The 18,300-nt window shown below is 62.9% G+C and carries 17 protein-coding genes and 2 pseudogenes; 9 read left to right on the top strand and 10 right to left on the bottom strand.

The features are described 5' to 3' along the window. Positions 1-145: 145 nt before the first annotated feature. From AAFG50_RS30015 to AAFG50_RS29990, 6 genes are all read left to right on the top strand, one after another. Positions 146-997 carry a hypothetical protein gene (locus AAFG50_RS30015; protein WP_179883768.1) on the top strand — a complete coding sequence of 284 codons (852 nt, stop codon included), beginning with the start codon at positions 146-148 and terminating at the stop codon, positions 995-997. A gap of 150 nt (positions 998-1,147) precedes the next feature. Beyond that, positions 1,148-1,339 (top strand): hypothetical protein, encoded by a 192-nt coding sequence (locus AAFG50_RS30010; RefSeq protein WP_039185643.1) that lies wholly within the window; start codon positions 1,148-1,150, stop codon positions 1,337-1,339. 1 nt (position 1,340) lies between these two features. Further along, positions 1,341-2,240, top strand: coding sequence for a metallophosphoesterase (locus tag AAFG50_RS30005; RefSeq protein WP_080668112.1), 900 nt, complete (start codon positions 1,341-1,343; stop codon positions 2,238-2,240). 22 nt (positions 2,241-2,262) lie between these two features. Beyond that, positions 2,263-2,868 carry a hypothetical protein gene (locus AAFG50_RS30000; RefSeq protein ID WP_028173144.1) on the top strand — a complete coding sequence of 202 codons (606 nt, stop codon included), beginning with the start codon at positions 2,263-2,265 and terminating at the stop codon, positions 2,866-2,868. Continuing rightward, complete coding sequence (locus tag AAFG50_RS29995; RefSeq protein ID WP_028173145.1) at positions 2,865-4,427, top strand: AAA family ATPase; 1,563 nt, start codon at positions 2,865-2,867, stop codon at positions 4,425-4,427. Before AAFG50_RS30000 ends, AAFG50_RS29995 begins: the two co-directional genes overlap by 4 nt. A gap of 169 nt (positions 4,428-4,596) precedes the next feature. After that, complete coding sequence (locus AAFG50_RS29990; RefSeq protein WP_182869028.1) at positions 4,597-5,055, top strand: DUF433 domain-containing protein; 459 nt, start codon at positions 4,597-4,599, stop codon at positions 5,053-5,055. A 270-nt stretch (positions 5,056-5,325) separates the two neighbouring features. Here the strand turns inward: AAFG50_RS29990 and AAFG50_RS29985 are convergent, their stop codons facing one another. Continuing rightward, on the bottom strand, positions 5,326-5,457 hold the full coding sequence (locus AAFG50_RS29985; protein WP_257787575.1) for a hypothetical protein: 132 nt from the start codon (positions 5,455-5,457) through the stop codon (positions 5,326-5,328). A gap of 398 nt (positions 5,458-5,855) precedes the next feature. Then, a complete protein-coding gene (locus tag AAFG50_RS29980) occupies positions 5,856-6,188 on the bottom strand; it encodes a hypothetical protein (protein WP_129557349.1) in 333 nt (110 codons plus the stop codon). A 64-nt stretch (positions 6,189-6,252) separates the two neighbouring features. On the opposite strand from AAFG50_RS29980, the gene AAFG50_RS29975 reads away from it, so the two are divergent. Together AAFG50_RS29975 and AAFG50_RS29970 are read left to right on the top strand one after the other, a co-directional pair. Beyond that, positions 6,253-6,480 (top strand): hypothetical protein, encoded by a 228-nt coding sequence (locus AAFG50_RS29975; RefSeq protein ID WP_129557348.1) that lies wholly within the window; start codon positions 6,253-6,255, stop codon positions 6,478-6,480. Positions 6,481-6,513: 33 nt separating this feature from the next. Continuing rightward, positions 6,514-6,984 carry a hypothetical protein gene (locus AAFG50_RS29970; RefSeq protein ID WP_231166548.1) on the top strand — a complete coding sequence of 157 codons (471 nt, stop codon included), beginning with the start codon at positions 6,514-6,516 and terminating at the stop codon, positions 6,982-6,984. A gap of 980 nt (positions 6,985-7,964) precedes the next feature. Here the strand turns inward: AAFG50_RS29970 and gspG are convergent. Next, a pseudogene (gene gspG / locus AAFG50_RS29965) lies at positions 7,965-8,428 on the bottom strand (type II secretion system major pseudopilin GspG). A gap of 200 nt (positions 8,429-8,628) precedes the next feature. Continuing rightward, positions 8,629-9,027, bottom strand: coding sequence for a MarR family transcriptional regulator (locus tag AAFG50_RS29960; protein ID WP_231166547.1), 399 nt, complete (start codon positions 9,025-9,027; stop codon positions 8,629-8,631). A gap of 718 nt (positions 9,028-9,745) precedes the next feature. Between AAFG50_RS29960 and AAFG50_RS29955 the strand changes: the two are divergent. Beyond that, positions 9,746-10,072 (top strand): annotated as a pseudogene (locus AAFG50_RS29955) (hypothetical protein); the annotation flags it as partial. A 1,105-nt stretch (positions 10,073-11,177) separates the two neighbouring features. On the opposite strand, the gene AAFG50_RS29950 reads toward AAFG50_RS29955, so the two are convergent. From AAFG50_RS29950 to AAFG50_RS29925, 6 genes are all read right to left on the bottom strand, one after another. Continuing rightward, positions 11,178-11,789, bottom strand: a complete 612-nt coding sequence (locus AAFG50_RS29950; protein ID WP_143279747.1) for a hypothetical protein — start codon at positions 11,787-11,789, stop codon at positions 11,178-11,180. Positions 11,790-11,923: 134 nt separating this feature from the next. Then, positions 11,924-12,337 (bottom strand): hypothetical protein, encoded by a 414-nt coding sequence (locus AAFG50_RS29945; protein ID WP_028173150.1) that lies wholly within the window; start codon positions 12,335-12,337, stop codon positions 11,924-11,926. Between the two features lie 453 nt (positions 12,338-12,790). Then, complete coding sequence (locus AAFG50_RS29940) at positions 12,791-13,183, bottom strand: hypothetical protein (RefSeq protein WP_028173152.1); 393 nt, start codon at positions 13,181-13,183, stop codon at positions 12,791-12,793. Between the two features lie 330 nt (positions 13,184-13,513). Then, positions 13,514-13,804 (bottom strand): hypothetical protein, encoded by a 291-nt coding sequence (locus AAFG50_RS29935; protein WP_039186009.1) that lies wholly within the window; start codon positions 13,802-13,804, stop codon positions 13,514-13,516. A 1,070-nt stretch (positions 13,805-14,874) separates the two neighbouring features. Then, the gene (locus AAFG50_RS29930; protein ID WP_028173154.1) at positions 14,875-15,303 is read right to left on the bottom strand and encodes a heme-binding protein; all 429 of its coding nucleotides are present in this window, start codon (positions 15,301-15,303) and stop codon (positions 14,875-14,877) included. Next, positions 15,296-18,271, bottom strand: a complete 2,976-nt coding sequence (locus AAFG50_RS29925) for an FAD-binding and (Fe-S)-binding domain-containing protein (protein WP_028173155.1) — start codon at positions 18,269-18,271, stop codon at positions 15,296-15,298. The genes AAFG50_RS29930 and AAFG50_RS29925 overlap by 8 nt, the downstream gene beginning before the upstream one ends. Positions 18,272-18,300: the final 29 nt, after the last annotated feature.

The raw sequence follows: 18,300 nt of genomic DNA, 5'->3' as shown, positions 1-18,300 counted from the left end.
TAACTTGTTGGATATGGACATATCCTATGTTCATATGGATACAGATGAACGTTGACATGTACGTTTGTTTATGGTTCGTTCCCGGTCGCGGCGGTAGCGAGGGATTGTGATGGCGCGTGACGAGAGGGATTGGCGGAGGGAGCTCGTGCTGGCCTATCCGGATTTATTTCACCCGGCGGGCGATCCGCCGCCAGCGCGGACCTTGCCGGACGTCGCCGACGGCTGGCGCGATTTGCTGGAGCGCGTCTGCGCGCGCATGCAAGCGGCGCTGCAGCCGGGCGAGACGATCCGGATCATCCAGATCGACAAGAAATCCGGCAGCCTGCGGGTCTACTGGCGCGGGGACGTGACGCCGCAGACCGCCGCCAGGCTGTACGAGGCGATTGCGCTTGCCAAGGCACGCTCCACCTGCACCTGCGAGTCGTGCGGCGCGGAGGGGCAGCTTTGCTTTGTCGGCAGTGGCTACATGATCCGTTGCGCCGCCCACGTCCAAGGCGAGCTGATTCCAACCCCGTCTGGCCGGGAGAACGTCCACCTTGTCCGTGTCTCGATGGCGGACGGCTACCGGATTGTGGCGCGGCGCTACGATCGCCTGGCCGACCGTTTCGCTGACGAAGACCCGGCCGTTCGAGAAACGAGGAGGCCTGAGACAACTGTCACAGCGAATTGGCGCATCGATCTCATGCAGGCTCATCCGAAGCTGTTCGCGATCGTCCAGTCCAAGCCTCAAGCGTCGTTCGGCTATCCATCCTGCAACGCAGGGTGGCGCGATGTTCTCGACCAGCTTTGCCGGAGAATTGAAGCCGCATTGGCGCACAATGAGACCTTCAAGTTCGTCCGCATCGGCACCAAACTGGGCCTGCTCTGGATCAAGTGGGAGGGCGAGGTCTCGGGCGAGAGCCGCGCGAAGATCGAAGACGCCATCAGCCTCGCCCTCCAGCGCGCGGGCTCGACCTGTGACATCTGCGGCCTGGAGAGATCGGCCTCAGCATGCTGACGCCTTCAACACGGTGCTTTCCGAACACACCATGGGCATTGCCAGAAGGCCAAGCCATGGGCGGAGCGAGAACATCCGTCGACCGCAGGGGCCTTGCTTCGCGTGCCCCCGGAAGGGGCACCCCGCCTGCGCGAGGAATGGAGCGATAGGATGGCTGGATTCCGGTGCGCGGCCTGTGAGCGCGAGGGCGCGTGCGATTATGAGCCGCACCGCCATGAATGTCCGCTCTGCGGAGCGGCGGACGTCGTGTTCGCGCTTGGCATCGATGAGTTGCCGGACGAGCTCGTGGCGGCGCTGCTTGATGTCGAGCCTCTTGATGACCACGACAATGATGAGGACTGACGTGCGTCTATGGGTTGTGTCGGATCTGCATGTGGAACTAACGCGTGGCTGGGACCTGCCGGCTCCCGATGCGCGGCCGCGGTTCGACGTCCTCGTGGTCGCCGGCGATCTGATCCCGCGCATGGAGCGGGGCGTAAGGTGGCTGCTCGAACGCGTCCCTGATCGGCCGGTGATCTACGTGCCCGGCAACCACGAATTCTATGGTGCCGATATCGATCGGACGGTCGAGAAGGCGAGAGCGGCGGCAGCCGGCACGAACATTCATGTGCTGCAGCACGACTGCGTCCGGATCGGCGATGTCACTTTCGCCGGCGCAACAATGTGGACGGATTTCGATCTGTTCGGCGACGCGGATCGCGCCATGTTTCTCGCGGGCGAGCGGATGAATGATTTCCGGAAGATCCGGATCGGCGGCTATGCCAGGCGATTCCGACCGTCCAACGCGCTGATCCGGCACCAGCAGGCCCGTGCGTTCTTCGAATCGCAGATGCGCGGGCCCCGTCCGGGCAGGCTTGTCGTGATCTCCCATCACGCCCCTCATCCCGGCGCGACTTTGCTGCCGTCCGATCCCCCGAGGCCGGACGACATGCTCAGCGCCGCCTATCGCAGCGACCTGACCGCTCTCATGCGCCCGGCGGCCAATGATGGAGGCCGCGCGCTGAAGCCCGCTGACCTCTGGATCTACGGCCATACCCACGAGTCCGACGACACCGTGATCGGCGCAACGCGCGTGGTTTCGAACGCAAAGGGCTACGGACCCTGGCCGCCGCAGCAGCGCGCCTGGGACAACCGGAGCTTCGATCCAAAACTGACTATCGAGATCCGAAGGGGCAGCGAGAATGCCATGACGGATATCGAAGACGGCCGGACGCAGGCGGACGTGCTTACGTCCTTTCCATGACGGTAAAACAAGGTGCAAGAGTATGTGTGACACGACAGACGCCCAGAGCCCCAACGATTCTTTTATCTCGGCCAAGACCGCGACTGCGATCCCTGTACGGCACCCGGCACTCCGGGATGCGCTGATTCAGGCGTCCCTCGATCCGCAGGTGCGCTCCATCGATTACGTCGCGAGCGCCCAGGTTGCCTCCGCGCAGGTCGCGCTCGATGCCGTCGTCCTCCAGCGCGAGGATGGTCGTTATGTCCTCGACATCGTGCCGGCGCGACGCACCGTCGACCTCGACGAGGGAGGCCTCGTGCTGATCGCATGGGATGAGCTCAAGCTCGAGCCGCTTGAGCTGACCCTTGAGGAAATCCGGCGCGAGCCGCGCCGCAGCAATGCGAACCTGGTCTGGGCGTATAGCGGCGTGGCAGTTCCGGTCGGCTTGCGCCTGCGCATCCAGCAAGTCCTGCTCGAGGAGGGGCCGATGGCGCTCGGCCAGCTCCTGAAGTCTTTGGACGGAGAAGGTGATGCCGCGGTGGCAGTGATGGCGCTCGCCTGCGCCAATCTCGTCTGTCTCGATCTCTTCTCCCAGCCGCTGAGCCCGACCACGCTTGTCCGGCTCTGCATGCAGCCGGAGCGCGCATGAACTCTGAGGATGAGACAGCCGATCTTCCGGCTGTCGTGGAAGACGCCGTCTCGACAGGCGCGGCGGCGGATTCCGTCGACTGTGACGAGCGCCTGAAGGGACTACCACGCCTTCTGCGCTACGCCGTGCTGAGCACCAACGGAGCCCAGCATGTCGCGGAGCGACTGATCGCAGAGATCCATGAGTTGTGCCCGCAGCTGCCGCACAGCGCCGCCTGGGCCTCGGAGCGAACGTTTGATGCCGGAGTGGCACTCGCAGCCGAACTCGATCATCGTGCCGTCACGCGAGACGAGCCGAACTTGCGGAGCCTGGCCGACTGCGTCCGGTTGCTGTCGCTGCCGACGCCGCGCAGTTCTCATCAGCTTGAGGAGCACCAAAGGGTCGGCAAAGCACTGGTTCACGCTCTTTATGAGACCCTTGGGCATGTGGAGAAGGAGCTCAGCTGCGATATCGAGCAGTTCACCTCCGGTTGGGCAGCGCTGCCGGCTTGCACAGGAATGCTGTCCGGCAGCCTTTCGGCAGCGGCGAACGCGATCTACCTCGGAGGCCGCATAGTCGAGCGCCGCCTCGCTGCTGCAAAGGCAAAGATCCGGCAGCAGTTCGAGGAAGAGTACCGGCAGAAAGCTGAGAAGGAGGACGAGAAGTCCGCCGGCGGGGAGGCGCCGGCGAGCGTCGACGCGAAAGCCATTCCCAAGCGCCACGTCATGGTCGCCCGCCTGTCCGAACTCGAGATGAAGAACACCAAGCTCAAGGAAATCCTGGTCCCTCTCAAGCATGCCATCAACACGCCCCTGCCGCTGATCGAGGCGCCGCCGTTGCACAAGGTCCGCAACGCGCTGGCATTCGAGTTTCCCTGGGCGATGAACGTGATCGACTTCGCGCTCGCCGATCTCGTCGGCCGTGCGACGGTCCACCTGCGCCCCCTGCTGTTGGTCGGCCCGCCCGGCGCTGCCAAGAGCCGATTCGCCCGACGGCTCGGTGAGACCCTCGGCGTCAGCATTTGGCGGGAGGATGCCGCGCGCGCCGACGGCGCCGTGTTCGGCGGCACGGACAGGCGCTGGAATTCCGCCGAACCCTGCCACGCATTTCTGGCTATCGCACAAGGCAAAATCGCCAATCCGCTCGTGTTGATCGACGAATTGGAGAAGGCCGGCACGCGCTCCGACTATGGCCGGCTTTGGGACGCCTTGCTCGCCTTTCTCGAGCCCGAGACCAGTGCCCGTTTTCCCGATCCGGCCTTGCTCACGCTCGTCGATGTCTCGCACGTTTCCTACATAGCTACGGCGAACAGCCTCGATCCGCTGCCCTCGCCGATCCGCGACAGGTTTCGCGTGGTGACGTTTCCGAGCCCGGCTCCCGACGACCTCGACGCCCTGCTGCCGGCCGTGATGGTCGATCTCGCGCGGGAGCGCGGCCTCGATGCCGTTTGGGTCCCGCCGCTGGACGGCACCGAGCGCGCGGCGATCGCGCACAACTGGAGGGGCGGCTCGTTGCGGCAGCTGCGCCGCATGGTGGAGGCGATCCTGCGCGAGCGCGATCTGCGGGCGGCGAGAAATTGAAGATGGTGGGCTCTGTGAATATCGGCCTCGTCAATGTGCCTGCAGAACGCTCCCCACGGGCCGGTAGTATCGCCCTCGACGTTAGCGATGGCCTCCCAGAGCGCCCCGTCCAGCGTCGGCAAGCCCACGAAATTCGGACAAGCCGTTTATGCAAGGTCTTATTATGAGATTGCTGGATGCCCAAGTATGCGAGGGCGAGTTGCTGCTCGTCCTCCGCGGAGATTCCGCCGAGATGTTCACCGCTAAGGCGATGATCGCCGATATTCTCGGAACTAGGGTTCATCTCGTCACGCCGGGAATGATGCGCCGGATCAGGAGCGGCCAGAGCAAAGCCGGCGAATCCACGCTGGAGTTCCTCGCTCGGATCGCAATTATCGAGACCATTGCCGGCAGCCTCTCGGCGGATGAGCCGGTCATCGTGCGGTACTCCGGCGTAATGAGCGGCAATCCGGTCTTCCGGGGCACGCGCGTGCCGCCGGGGCCGGTCTTCGCGACACTGGCCAACAGATCGGCCGACGAGATCGTGCGCGTGGACTATCCCTCGCTCTCACCGGATGAGATCAAAACTGCCCTGCAGCAGGCCTGCCGTCTGCTCGAGCGCGATGCGCCGGTGGTGAAGCGGGGCTGAAATGACCCTTGTCTCCACCAAGAGCGACCGGACTACTTGCACACGGCTACGTCACAATGTTCGGCTCGGAGAGGGAGAGCTTAGGTACAGATGGACGTTTTCGGGTTAAACGACCTCACGGCTGCATTGGGTCTCCTCCATGGAGAATAGCTCACGGCCGCTGGGGCTCGAACGCCTTCGCGGCGAGCAAGATCGCTTCCCGCAAAATCGCAAAGACAAGCAGTCGAAGGAGCCGTACCTATCCGCTGAGCGCCGCGATCCTCTCTCGCATCACTGTCCGCGCTCCTCGGGATCGTGCGCGACGAACCCGAAGCGCAAGCCATTGAACTCGCGACCGGCGGCAGCCGCGACGAAATCCCCGGCCGGCCCTTCGCCGAGCCGGACCACGGGCGCAGATATCATCACCCCCAAGATCGAAGCTCAGTCCTGGCTTGCACCCGAGGCCCGATCGCGACTTTGGGAAGGGAAGAGGACGTCTTGCCGAGCTGCGTGCTTCGTTCACGTCGAAATCAGGATCTCGGGCAATTTTCGTGCGCGCTTGGAGACATCATTCTAGCCTCGCAAGTGTCTGCGTTGATTCGCAAAAATCCGATCGCACCGTATGATGCCTGTATAATACCGGCATTATGCCTGCGCGATAGACACTAACCGAGGTAATAAAGTTGCTCGCTGACTTATTGAGCCTCTGAGATCCATTTCGCGTCTTCGAACACCTGCCTTCACGCAAAGGCCCAACGCGTCGCTCACGGCCACGCATGCCCAGTCGGCTTGGGCTTTGGTTGCAGGGGCCTCGAAGGAGATCACAAATCTTGCTTCCAATGAAGGAGACTGCGATTGATTCCGCGGAAGCCTAAATATCTCTGGTGGGCGCCCTGGTGCGGCGCGTTCCGGCCGAGGGATACGACTCGATCGCCGGCGCAACCATCTGGACGGACTTCGACCTGTTCGGCGATCCGCATCGCGCCATGATGGTCGCGGTCGAACGGATGAATGATTTCCGCAAGGTTAGGATCGGCCGCTATGTCGAGCGCTTCCGGCCAAGCCACGCGCTGGCCCGGCACCGGCAGGCCCGCGCGTTCCTCGAACTGGAGATGCGCAAGCCGCGCGTGGGCAAGCTGGTCGTGATCACCCATCACGCCCCGCATCCTGGCGCTGCTTTGGCACCGTCAGATCCCCCGAGGCCGGACGATATCCTCAATGCGGCCTACCGCAGCGACGGCCTTGATGCGGCCTGCGGCGGATGGCGGGCGCGGCGCCTTGAGGCCCGCCGATCTCTGGGTCTACGGCCATACCCACGAGTCCGATGATACCGTCATCGGTGCAACGCGTGTGGCGTCGAACGCCAAGGGCTACGGACCCTGGATGCCACAACAGCGTATCTGGGACAACCGGAGCTTTGATCCCAACCTGATCAACGAGATCTGAAGGCAGAGCACTTATGAGTGAACGTTCAAGGTCATGTACGACACAAAAGAGGCCGAGGGCCTCACCGCTCTCTTCGTCTGGATCAAGACCACGACCGCGATCCCGGTGCGACACCCGGCGCTGCGCGATGCACTGGTCCAGGCCTCCCTCGATCCGCGGGTGCGGTCCATCGATTACGTCGCCTCAGCCCGCGTTGCGTTGGCGCAGGTCACGATCGATGCGGTCGTCGTCAACTATGAGGATGGCCCCTATTTCCTTGACGTTGTCCCAGCGCGGCGCATGCGCGACCTCGAGGACGAGGGCCTCATGTTGATCGCGCTAAGTGAACTCCAGCTCAAGCCGCTTGTTTTGACGGCCGAAGATATTCGGCGCGAACCGCGCCGCGCCAACGCGAACCTGGTCTGGTCCTACTGCGACGTGACTATTCCGATCGGGCTGCGCATTCGCATCATGCAGATCCTCCTCGACGAGGGGCCAATGCCGCTCGGCCAACTGCTCAAGTAAGCGATCCCGCGCCGACGGTGATGGCGCTCGCCTGCGCCAATCTCGTCCATCTCGATCTCTCCGCCCAGCCGCTGAGCTTGACCACGCTCGTGCAACTTAGCAAGCAAGCAGGCTACGAATGAACTCCGACGAAGAAATATGCGAACTGCCGGCTGCCGTCGAAGAGGTTGTCGCAATGGGAGCCGATCCGGCCGACTGTAACAAACACGTCGGCAACCCTACCTCGACTCGGCTCCGGTCCCTGTGATTGTCGAACCAGAGTGGAGATTGTTGGTCGCCGCCACCTCGGGCCCGAAAAGGCGGTCGCTCGGCACGCTACCGGGATGTTCATTGTGGCCGAATAAGCTCGCTCCCGGCCTCCGGAACGTGAACCGGAGTGACCCGGCCGCGAAGCGGCGCAAAATATCGGTTTTCCCCGCATCCCTCGTCGGGCGTTATTGACTCTTCTCGCTACAGAGGTCCGACTAAGCCGCCAAGTGATCCTCAATCCCCTGATGTCGCCAAGGAGTTGTCCGATGAGTCGAAATGCTGCCAAGCCCGTTGCGGCTCGGCCCAAGCTTGTACTCCATACGCCCCCATTCAAGGACGGACGTCCAAACTGGGTTAAATATTGGTACATCGTAGACGGAGCCAGGCTGATCCCGACCGATAAGACCTATAGCGAGGAGAAGAGTGCACGCCGCCTCCTCGCGCAGCACGTGATGGCGAATGCCAAACGTCCCCGACGAGGCGTGGCGGCCCCACGAGTTCGCTAGTCGGCTCGGAGGCCGCTGTAGCTGTCGCGGGGCGGTGTTTCCCGATTTAAGAAGCACCAACGACGATTCGGGCAGAGTAGAAGCCCTGCACCGGCGGAGATCGAAGCCGCGATGGGTCACGTGATGGGGACGGGCGTATCGTGCTCGAAATCGAACGGCCGGGCGCCCAGAGCTCTGCCGATAGCACATCATGTGTCCCAATTGTGAGTCGTCGGGCGACGCGCACTATTTCTGCCAGTTGGCAATATCGGCAGCTTGCTCGGTGCCCCCCTCGCGACTGTCAGCTCCAAGGGATCCGAGGTCATACGCTAACCCATGCGTCCCCGGGAATGCATACGTATAGGGGTTTGCCCCAGGGATCGTTCGGAACCACGTTGCCTTTCAAGTAAGGGCCGTTCCGGCGCTCGACATTGGTCGGCTTCTGCACAAGCACAGCCAATCCAACACCAGTCGCCGGATACGTGCCATTGTCGAGTTAATGCAGGTCAAGCGCCTGGGCGAAGCCTTCGATTTGAATTCTGGCTGCCTTGATTTTCGATTCCGAAAGATGGTTGGCCGACGAGGCCCACGACGAGACCTATGATGGTAATCACGACGAGCATTTCAACGAGCGTGAAGCCGTCCTGCTGTACCAAAAGGCGGTGAAGGGAGCGGTTTGACGGATTCAAACGATGCTGACGTTGGCGCATTACTCGACCTGACCTTGCTAGGAGACCGCAAGAAAAACTCGCTTGGACAGTGGATTGACGCCGCTCAGCCTTTGACCCACACCGCGACTCAGGAGTTGGCTCCGCATGCGCAATCATGCGCTCGATCGAGGCAAGCTATGGTCGCAGCTAGAGGTCCGCTTTCTGACGAGAATGCCGCGCGGATGATGGCTGCGCTTCCTTCAGGGATCCCGCATCCGGTCCAGCGCACGTTGCATTTCCCTGAAGCGGCGCGGTCCAATCCTTTCGGCGATCGCCGTCTCGCATCCGGCGATCGCCGGCCGTAAGCGGCCTAAGAGTGCGGCGCCGGCTTCGGTCAGATAAAGCACGTAGTAGCGGCGGTTGACGGCAGAGGCGGAGCGCTGCACCAGACCGTGCCGCTCCAGATGGTCCACTAGCCTTCCGATTCCAGCGCGATTAATCGATAGCGATTGCGCGATGGCGAACTGATTGGCGCCCGGATTGGCCTCGATCATGGACAGCACGAAGAATTGCGACGGGCCGATCTCAAAGGCCGCGAGCCGGCGGCTGACATCTTTGAACATCCAAAGTTGTGCCCGCCGGATGCGATCGATGAGCAAATGGGATAGATCCGCAGGGGCTAGCACCGCTGGCCCGGCCGGTTCTGCGGCTGGCGCGGCTCGCGGTGGCCTTGCGACGCGCGGCCGCCTCAGTCTCTTGGCGATGCGTCTCCTATCGCCTGCCTTCTCCGGCTCCATCGACGGCCACAATTGTGTTCGGGTTCAGCACGGCTAGAATCGAGTAGTTCCGGTGACGTTTATCATGATGCTCAAATCAAAAAAGGCCGCGTCGCAACAAGTTCATTTTTTTGCTTTCAGCCCAATCTTGACCAGCCGGCGGATGGCTTCGGAGCGTGAGGGAAGGTCCGCCTGTGCGCTGGCCCATTTGTCGACGGCAGTAGCGACATCGGGCGACAATCGGACAGCGGAGACGGGATAGACCCCACCAGCCTTCTTCGGACGCCCTCGAGATTTTTTGTTTACGGAAATTGATTTTTTCATATTTTCAGTTTACAGAAAATCGAGCCGAAACGGAAGTTGCAATTCGGCTCGGCTCTAAACCTGCACCATATAAAGGGTTTTCAAGATGCCAAGGCTGACAGCGTGAATAGCACGCCACGGGCAAACTCGCCCAGAACGGCCAGCGGATTCTGCTGGTGAGCTTTACCGTCGAACCGACATTTCCCCCGAGCAGTTCTTCCAACCGCTCGGGCGCGCCCGCCGGGCCGCCCGTGACGAAATCGAGCGGCTGATAGCCCTCCTCGACGACAGCGACCTGACGGGCTTGAACTGGGTGCTTGCACTGTGCCGGAAGAAGAAATTTTCCGAGTACCTGCTCTACGGCCATTTTGTCGCGAATTCGCTGGCGCACCTGGCCTCACACCATCTCACGGAAGATGGCATCGTCGTCTCGCATTGGGACGACACCTGCCTAGATCGCTCCGCAATCGAAGCGATGATGAAGGCCGCCTCGCCCGACCAGGCCGCGCTTTGCATCCAGTCGTATTCGTCGACCTCGATCGACTACGTCTTCCGGCTGCACTCGCGCGACAGGGGGGCTCCTAATCTTGCTCCCGATCAGTTGGAAAATGCGGCTTTGGATTGAGTAAGGCATTCCGCAATCAACGCGCCGACGTAAGTACCTCGCAAATTGCCGATCTCTCGGCCACGGAGCGCGCGCGAGCTGCTGCCCGTCGTGGATCCTGAAGTCACCGGGTGGCCGAGTTAATCCTCCGCGATATCGAACGGCTGGCCCACACGAAGCGCTGGCGCCGACTGCACAGGAAGCGTGACCGGCAGCGGCCGGCGGCTTTCTTTTTGAGCCGCAACTGCCGATTTGATGATTTGATGGGCTCGTCAGGCAGATCGATCTGACCTATAAGAAGGGCCGCGGTCGGTAGCTGATCGCAATCTACAGTCCAAATAAACTCCCGCTGGCTCGCAAGGCTGGCGGGTTTCTTTTTGCAGTCCGCTTGCTACGGGGCGAAATAACCTGCTTTTGCTGCTACGCACCACACTGCGGAAGTCAGGACGAAAGCCATAAAGACCTTAGGAACGATCGTGCCGTCATCCGGCATGGTACCTTGCGATCGAGCCTTGAGCCTCAGCGCTATGTTGACCACGTTGCTCGCCAATGCGATCGAGCCGACTGCTAGTGCGAGCAGGTTGAGCCCCGCTGCGAAGCAGAAAAGCGCAATGATACCTAAGAACCCAGTCCCTGGCCACCTTCGCCCACTTTAACCAACACACCGCCAAGTAATCGCGATCAGCAACGACTTCAGCTACTGTGCGGTTCCATGGAATACTGGTGGATTGCCCCAACACTGTTCATTTGCGTACTCGCGGCCATCCCGTTCTCTGACCGCCTGGCCCGCTTAAAGTGACGCACTACCTGAAATCGCGGTGCAGTGCACTGGGAAATCTACGGGTGGGCGCCGTTTCACGCTGGCGGGCCCTTCACTAAGTGTTTCGATACCGGAAATTGCGGTGGCTTGCCGCTGTCGAAATCAGGCCCGACCTCAGCCCCCCGGTTGCGGAATCCGCCACAGACAAAGAGCGGCTCGACGTCAGATGCCGGTGCCGCGCAGACCGATGTCCCGCTCGTATTTCCGACCTGGCCGGGGACCCATAGCTTCCAGTGCTTGCAGAGCACGCGGCCGTGCTCGGCCTCCTCCAGCCAACGATTCCAGCGCGCGCAGGTCGTCGTCGCTTTAGGGCGCGCCCTTTGGCGAATAGAGATACAGTTCTTCGCAGAAGCGATCGGTCGGCTTTAGCCAGCGCGGGTTGGTGAAGCGAACCGGCGCCTCCGCCCAGCGGTCGAGTTCGAGCGTGTCCGCGGTCGCGAGCGGGATGTGAAACGCGCGGCGGCGCTTGCGCGTCTTCTTCGGCCGGTACCAGATGCTGTTGCGCCCGCGGTGTTCCGGCCCCATCCGGATCATGTCGCAGCCGCGCTGGCAGGTCATGATGCCGAGCCGCAGCATCGGCACCAGGTCGGCCGGGGCGTGCGCCTGCACATACGCGATCGCCATGGCCAGCCAGGGAACGCGTCCGCGATGGGGGATGTCGAAGTTACGGACCTTGTCGAATGGGTTGGCCTCGGTGAGTGCGAGTTGAGTGGCCCAATCCCAGATCGTGCGGTGCGTGCGCGGGACGCCAAACGCAAGGCGGAATACGAGGCCGAGCTGGCCTGTCCGCCTGTCCGCCGGCTCTCGGTCACGTCTGGAATTAGGCTTGCCGCGCGCCGCTCGGCCGGTTTCTCCGGCAATCCGATCAGTTTCCTTGAGATCGAGGCGTTCCAGCGCTTTGACCGGCTTCCGCTTCATGCCGCTCGAGGCCAGCAGACCCAGCAGCTCGTCGATTTGGCCTTCGGAAATCCCAGGGTGGTTCAACATGGAATGCATCTAGAAAATTGTCGGCCAAGCTAACGGGACAGTTTTCGGTAAGCGCGACGGCGCCGTCACTTGTGCGATCCCGCCGGAGCCGGCCGGCATAACGCGGTTGCTGTCGCTCGAGTAAAGCAGCTGGAGCGGCGATCAAGTTCTGGGGATTGGCTGGTGGCCGCGAGCACGCGCAGCGCGGCGTCGAGGTTTTCGCGCTCATAGATGCGATTGAACGTATCGGCGAACAGCACGACCTCGCGGCCGCTCTCCGGGCCGACCGCTTCCGCAGGCGGCGCGAGCACGTCGTTGCGGAAGGCGGGTAGCGCCCGGTGCGCGCTGATGCCGGCAAAGCGCTCAAGCAGTTTTCGCAGCAGTGGCTGTGATTGCGCAAATTCGCCAGCGGCGAAAAGCGCGAGGCGAGGCCGGCATAGATCCTGCGCCGCGCCCTCGACCAGGCCATCTTCGGCGGCGTCGCGCCCCCTCGCCGACAACCGGCCCTGACGGTTGTGCGATGGTGCCGTCTCAGTTAGAAGGAGGGGTCTTCTCTGGGGCAGTTTGCGTCTGTGGATCATGATTACGTACAAAGAGTACCATATCGAGCGATATGAGCGCGGGCCCAGTCGCTGGGTGGCTCGCATCAGGCGAGCGGACGGACGGAAACTTCGCACGATCATGCCTGCGTCCGAGCATGCCTTCCTGGACACGAAGCCGGCTGAGACCGCCGAAGCGGCCGAGAAGCTTGCAAAGGAAGGCGTGGATTTCGGCGGAGTCGTGTAACCTTAATGCGCCGATGACGGCACGCGGGGAGAGCGCTGGGAACCCGTGCCAGCATGTGGCACTCCAGACAATTTCCGTCAGCTTTCCGCGCGCCGATCCCAAGCTTGCGCGAAGTGCGGGTGGGCGTTGCGGGGGTGGCGGATACTCGTTCCTATGGCGCCTATTGTCTAGCCCTTGCTGTCATCCTCACCGGGCCGATCATCCGCGCGCTGGTCGTACTCTTCCCGAAGTCTGGTCCAAATGGGCTCCAGCGTCTGTTGGCGCTTCTCGCCCTCGTCAGCCTTTTGTCCTCTCCGCAGCCGTCGGCTGAGGGCGTCATACGCTTCGAGGAGCGGCGGCGTTAGCGAGAAGAACACGCCTAGACCGATCGCGATGATGACATGGCGAAGCGAGGCAGGAGGGTCACCGTCCGGCGGGTCCCCATCAGTTCGGATCGGTTCCGGCATAGGGCCGCTGATCGTGCGATCCGACGCCCGCGGCTTCCTCGGCGGGATCATGACGACAACGAACAAAATATTGATCAACAGCCAGACGCAAAGAACGATGAGCAGCGTACGCATAGACAATTCCGAGGGCAGTGCCGCCTAAATCTATGGCAGTATGATATTTTCTGAACTAGTTGCTTCTAAAACCTCACTATCCCGAAGCGGATCGCGGAAGCAACGCAAAACCTTGGGCTGAAGGACGCCTTCCAATTTAAGGCTAATTTCGACCGCGATCGGCAACGGATGCGGTGTCTTGCAGGATTTCAAACGACCGGTGCGCTCGACTTCCTTTCAGCTGCGCGTGCCCATCCTAGGTTTTGCCGATGCCCTTCCCCAAGGGCGACCCCGATTGACCCCAGCTCATTCCGCCCCTGCGAGCCGGGGCCTTTCGTTCACGTGCAGGTCTCACCCCTGCCAGGGCCGGCTGGGGGCGGCGCCGAGCCGGCGCGCCTCGCAGATCTGGTCGTAGCTGACGTTCGATTGCAGCTCGTCCCATGCGCTGCGGAAGTCAGCCTTCGCCGAAGCCAGTGTCGGCGCGATGCCGCGAAAGTGAGAGCGCTGCGGCACGTTCGGCAGAAAGCAGCTCCACGTCCAGCCGTGCCGCCCGCCGACCGCGATCGACTTGAAGATGCGGCCGATCGGTATCTCGTCCCAGATCACGACATAGTCGTCGGGCTTGGTTTCGCCGCCGACCATGGAGCAGGACGTCGCGCCAATCGAGGCGGGGTGGAGACGCTTTTGGGGCCGGTTGCCGAGTAAATAGACGATCCGATCGCCCAAAGCGGAGTCTCGCAGCCCAAAACGGCCAATCGATAAGACTGGCAGATGCGCTATAGATCAATAGGCTGATTTCTAGCGATGGGTCACCGATCAGATGCTGAGGTTGTTGGTGTTAGTCGCCTTCTTGCTTCTGCCGACAAATCCACTAAGGGCCGGCGCTACGATTGTCGGTGCTGGGTCTCAATCCTGCACGGCCTGGACGAACAGAGCCAAGAGCGTCGTTGTCAAAGGCGTTTTTGAATCTTGGGTCGTTGGCTTTATCAGCGGATTAAATGTTAGTGGCGATAGGGAAATTGTAGGTGGCGGCGATTTCGCCGCGATTGTCGGGTGGATGGATCGACGCTGCAAATCGCATCCTGCAGACCAAATCGGGATCGCAGCTTTAGATTTAGCGATGGAGCTAGCTGGCAGCGCGGCCAAGCGCTGACTTTGAATTGGTTGGATTCCTCTTGGCTTGGCCGCTGTGCCGCGGACGCTTGCAATCGGTGCCGCCGATCGCAATTTAAAGTCCACATAAGCGCCCACCGGCTGCGGTTTCAATGCCAAGACGGTCACAGGCAACGGATCCTCTGGTGGAGGCTTATCCCAACCGGGAGCTCGTGCCCGGCGCGCCACGCGACTGCGATGGAGAGGACGGCGACAGGTTGGCGTGGCCGCGATCTAGACGAATGTGCCGGTGGCGTACGGTTAGGTCACTACAGTCGGCCGCTACCAACACTCTGGCAGACTTCGACAGGTGAGCTTCTTCAGCCGGTCCGTAATTCTCACACGGCGGGTCTTAGTGGCGAGACAAGAGTGGTTTTTGAGATCGCGGCCCCTATCGATGGTCCGAACCTGCCCGCCGACGGCAACCTCTCGCCATGCCGTGCCAGGCGGTCGGGCTGTCCTGTAGCTGGGCGTGAGCTGCTTATGTTGTTTTCCCTCAACCGGCAGGCAACTTTCGGCATAGACGCAGTCTTGTGCGTGGCGTACGACGCGGGCGAGCGCTATCCCGGTTTGGCGTCTAGCCCCGCAGCCTCGATGCCGGTTATGGCACAGGCCTCGTCATTGTCGGAGGTGTCGCCGGAGACGCCGACCGCCCCGAGCAGCGTCGCGCCGTCCATGATCAGCACGCCGCCGGGGACCGGCACCAGCGCGCCCTTGGCAATCGTGTTCACGGCGTCGATGAAATAGGCCTGCTCCTGGGCCCGCTGGTACAGTGCGCGCGAACCCATCCCCAAGGCGAGGGCGCCATAGGCCTTGCCGTGCGCGATCTCGCCCCGCATCAAGCTGGTGCCGTCCTGGGCTGCCGCGATCTTGAGCACGCCGCGCGCGTCCAGGATGGTGACGACGAGCGGCTTCAGCTTCAGCTCGGTGGCTTTCGCGAAGGCGGCGTCGAGGATCTTTCGGGCGGTGTCGAGCGTCAGTTCAGCCATGGTTGGGTTCCTTTGCAGCTGGAGAAGTCGAATTCGTCTTGGCGCGATCGAGGCTCATCGCCAGCACGCGCGCGACGTGAAGCGCTTCGCGCTTTGCGCCGTCGTGGATCTGGTGCCGGCAGGAGGTGCCGTCGGCGACGACCAGCGTCGCCTCGTCTGCGCGCCGCACGGCGGGCAGCAGCGACAGCTCGGCCATCTCGATCGAGGCGTCATAGGTCTCAGTGCCATAGCCGAAGGCACCGGCCATGCCGCAGCAGCTGGACTCGATGGTCTCGACCTCAAGGCCGGGAACGAGCCGCAGCACCTGCTCGACGGGCTTGAAGGCGCCGAAGGATTTTTGGTGGCAATGGCCGTGCACCACGGCCTTGTCGGCGACGGTGCCGAGCGGCAGTTGCAGCCGGCCGGCCTGGGCCTCGCGCACCAGGAATTCCTCGAAGGTCAGCGCATGGGCGCTGATGGCCTTGGCGTCATCGTCCTTGCGCAGCGAGGCAAGCTCGTCGCGCAGCGTCAGCAGGCAGCTCGGCTCGAGACCGATGATCGGCACGCCACGTGCAGCGAGGGGGGCAAAGGCGGCCACCAGCCGGTCGAGCTCGGACCTGGCCTCGTCGACGAGACCCGCCGAGAGGAAGGTGCGGCCGCAGCACAGCGGGCGGCTGCCGCTTGCGGGCTTGGGCAGATGCACGCGATAACCGCCGGCCGCGAGCACGCGCAGCGCGGCGTCGAGGTTTTCGCGCTCATAGATGCGGTTGAACGTGTCGGCGAACAGCACGACCTCGCGACCGCTCTCCGGGCCGACCGTTTCCGCAGGCGGCGCGAACACGTCGCTGCGGAAGGCGGGTAGCGCCCGCCGCGCGCTGATGCCGGCAAAGCGCTCGAACAGTTTTCGCAGCAGCGGGCTCCGATTGCGCAAATTCGCGAGCGGCGCGAGGCGCGAGGCGAGACCGGCATAGCGCGGAAGATAGCCGACCAGGCGGTCGCGCAGCGTCAGGCCGTGGGTGGCTGCGCGTGCCGCGAGCACCTCGATCTTCATCTTGGCCATGTCGACGCCGGTTGGGCATTCGTGGCGGCAGGCCTTGCAGGAGACGCAGAGCTTTAGCGTCTCCATCATTTCGTCGGAGGACAGCGCATCGGGGCCGAGCTGGCCGGAGATCGCGAGCCGCAAGGTGTTGGCGCGCCCCCGCGTCACGTCCTTCTCGTTGCGCGTCGCGCGGTAGGACGGGCACATCACGCCGCCCTCGAGCTTGCGGCAGGCGCCGTTGTTGTTGCACATCTCGACCGCGCCCTGGAAGCCGCCGCCGGCGCCGGGATAAGCGGACCAGTCGAGTTTTGTCTTGAGCTCAGCTACGCGATAGTCGGGCTTGAAGCGGAACAGCGAGCGGTCGTCCATCCTGGGCGCATCGACGATCTTGCCGGGATTGAGGACGCCATCGGGATCGAAGCGCTGCTTCACCTCCCTGAAGTCGGCGACAAGACGCTCGCCGAACATCGTTTCGTGGAATTCGGAGCGGACCAGGCCGTCGCCATGCTCGCCGGAATGCGAGCCCTTGTATTCGCGCACCAGCGCGAAGGCCTCTTCGGCGATCGCGCGCATCGCCTTGACGTCCTTCTCCAGCTTCAAATTCAGCACCGGGCGCACATGCAGGCAGCCCTCAGAGGCATGCGCGTACATCGTGCCGCTGGTGCCATGCTTGGCAAAAACCTCGCTCAAGCGTGCGGTGTAGTCGGCGAGATGCGGCAGCGGCACGGCGCAGTCCTCGACGAAGGAGACCGGCTTGCCCTCCTGCTTCATCGACATCATGACGTTGAGGCCGGCGGCGCGGAAATCGGCGATGCCGCTCTGCAGCGCGGGCTCGGTGATCTCGACCACGCCGCCCCATTTGCGCGTGTCGTGATTCCAGCCGAAGCCGAGATCGCCCATCAGCTCGCTGAGCTGCTTCAGGCGCAGGAGATTGTCGGCCTGGTCCTCTTCGGCGAATTCGACCACCAGAACGGCGTCCGGATCGCCCTTGATCGCAGCGGAGATGATCGGCCTGAACATCGCGATGTCGCGGCCGAGTGCGATCATGGTGCGGTCGACCAGCTCGACCGCGATCGGCTTGAGCTTGACCAGATGCTGGGCCGCATCCATCGCCTCGTAGAAGCTGCCGAAATGGCAGACGCCGAGCGCCTTGTTGCGGATAACGGGCCAGAGCTTCAGCTCGACCTTGGTGGTGAAGGCGAGGGTGCCTTCGGAGCCGACCAAGATATGCGCCATGTTGTTCGGCGCATTGCGCGGCACCAGCGCATCGAGATTGTAGCCGCCGACGCGGCGCTGCACCTTTGGGAAGCGCGCGGCGATCTCGTCGGCCTCGCGGGTGCCGAGATCGAGCATGTCGCGAAAGAGTGCCCGTGCGTTGTCGCCCGCATCAATATCGGAGAGATCGCGCGACACCTCGCCGAAGCGGCTGAGCGTGCCGTCGGCAAGCGCCGCCTCCATCGACAGCGTGTTGTCGCGCATGGTGCCGTAGCGCAAGCTGCGGCCGCCGCAGGAATTGTTGCCGGCCATGCCGCCGATGGTGGCGCGGGAGGCGGTGGAGACGTCGACCGGAAACCACAGGCCGTGCTTTTTCAGCTGGCGGTTGAGGTCGTCGAGCACGATGCCGGGCTCGACCACGCAGGTGCGGCCTTCGACGTCGAGCGACAGGATCCGGTTGAGGTGCTTTGAGAGATCGACCACCAGGCCGTCATTGACGGTCTGGCCGCATTGCGAGGTGCCGCCGCCGCGCGGGGTGACCTTCCGGCCCTCGTCACGGGCGATCGCCAGGGCCCGCAGTGCCTCGTCCATGGTCTTGGGCACGACCACGCCTGCTGGCACGATCTGGTAGAACGAGGCGTCGGTGGCGTAGCGGCCGCGGCTGAAGCGGTCGAACAGGACGTCGCCGGTCAATTCCGACCGCAGGCGCCGTTCGAGCGAGGAGGCGTTTGTCATCCCTGATCCCGGACTGACCCAGCGAGGCT

The sequence above is a fragment of the Bradyrhizobium sp. B039 genome (assembly GCF_038965675.1).
Taxonomy (GTDB): Bacteria; Pseudomonadota; Alphaproteobacteria; order Rhizobiales; family Xanthobacteraceae; genus Bradyrhizobium; species Bradyrhizobium diazoefficiens.
This window is presented reverse-complemented; position numbering and strand designations above follow the sequence as displayed.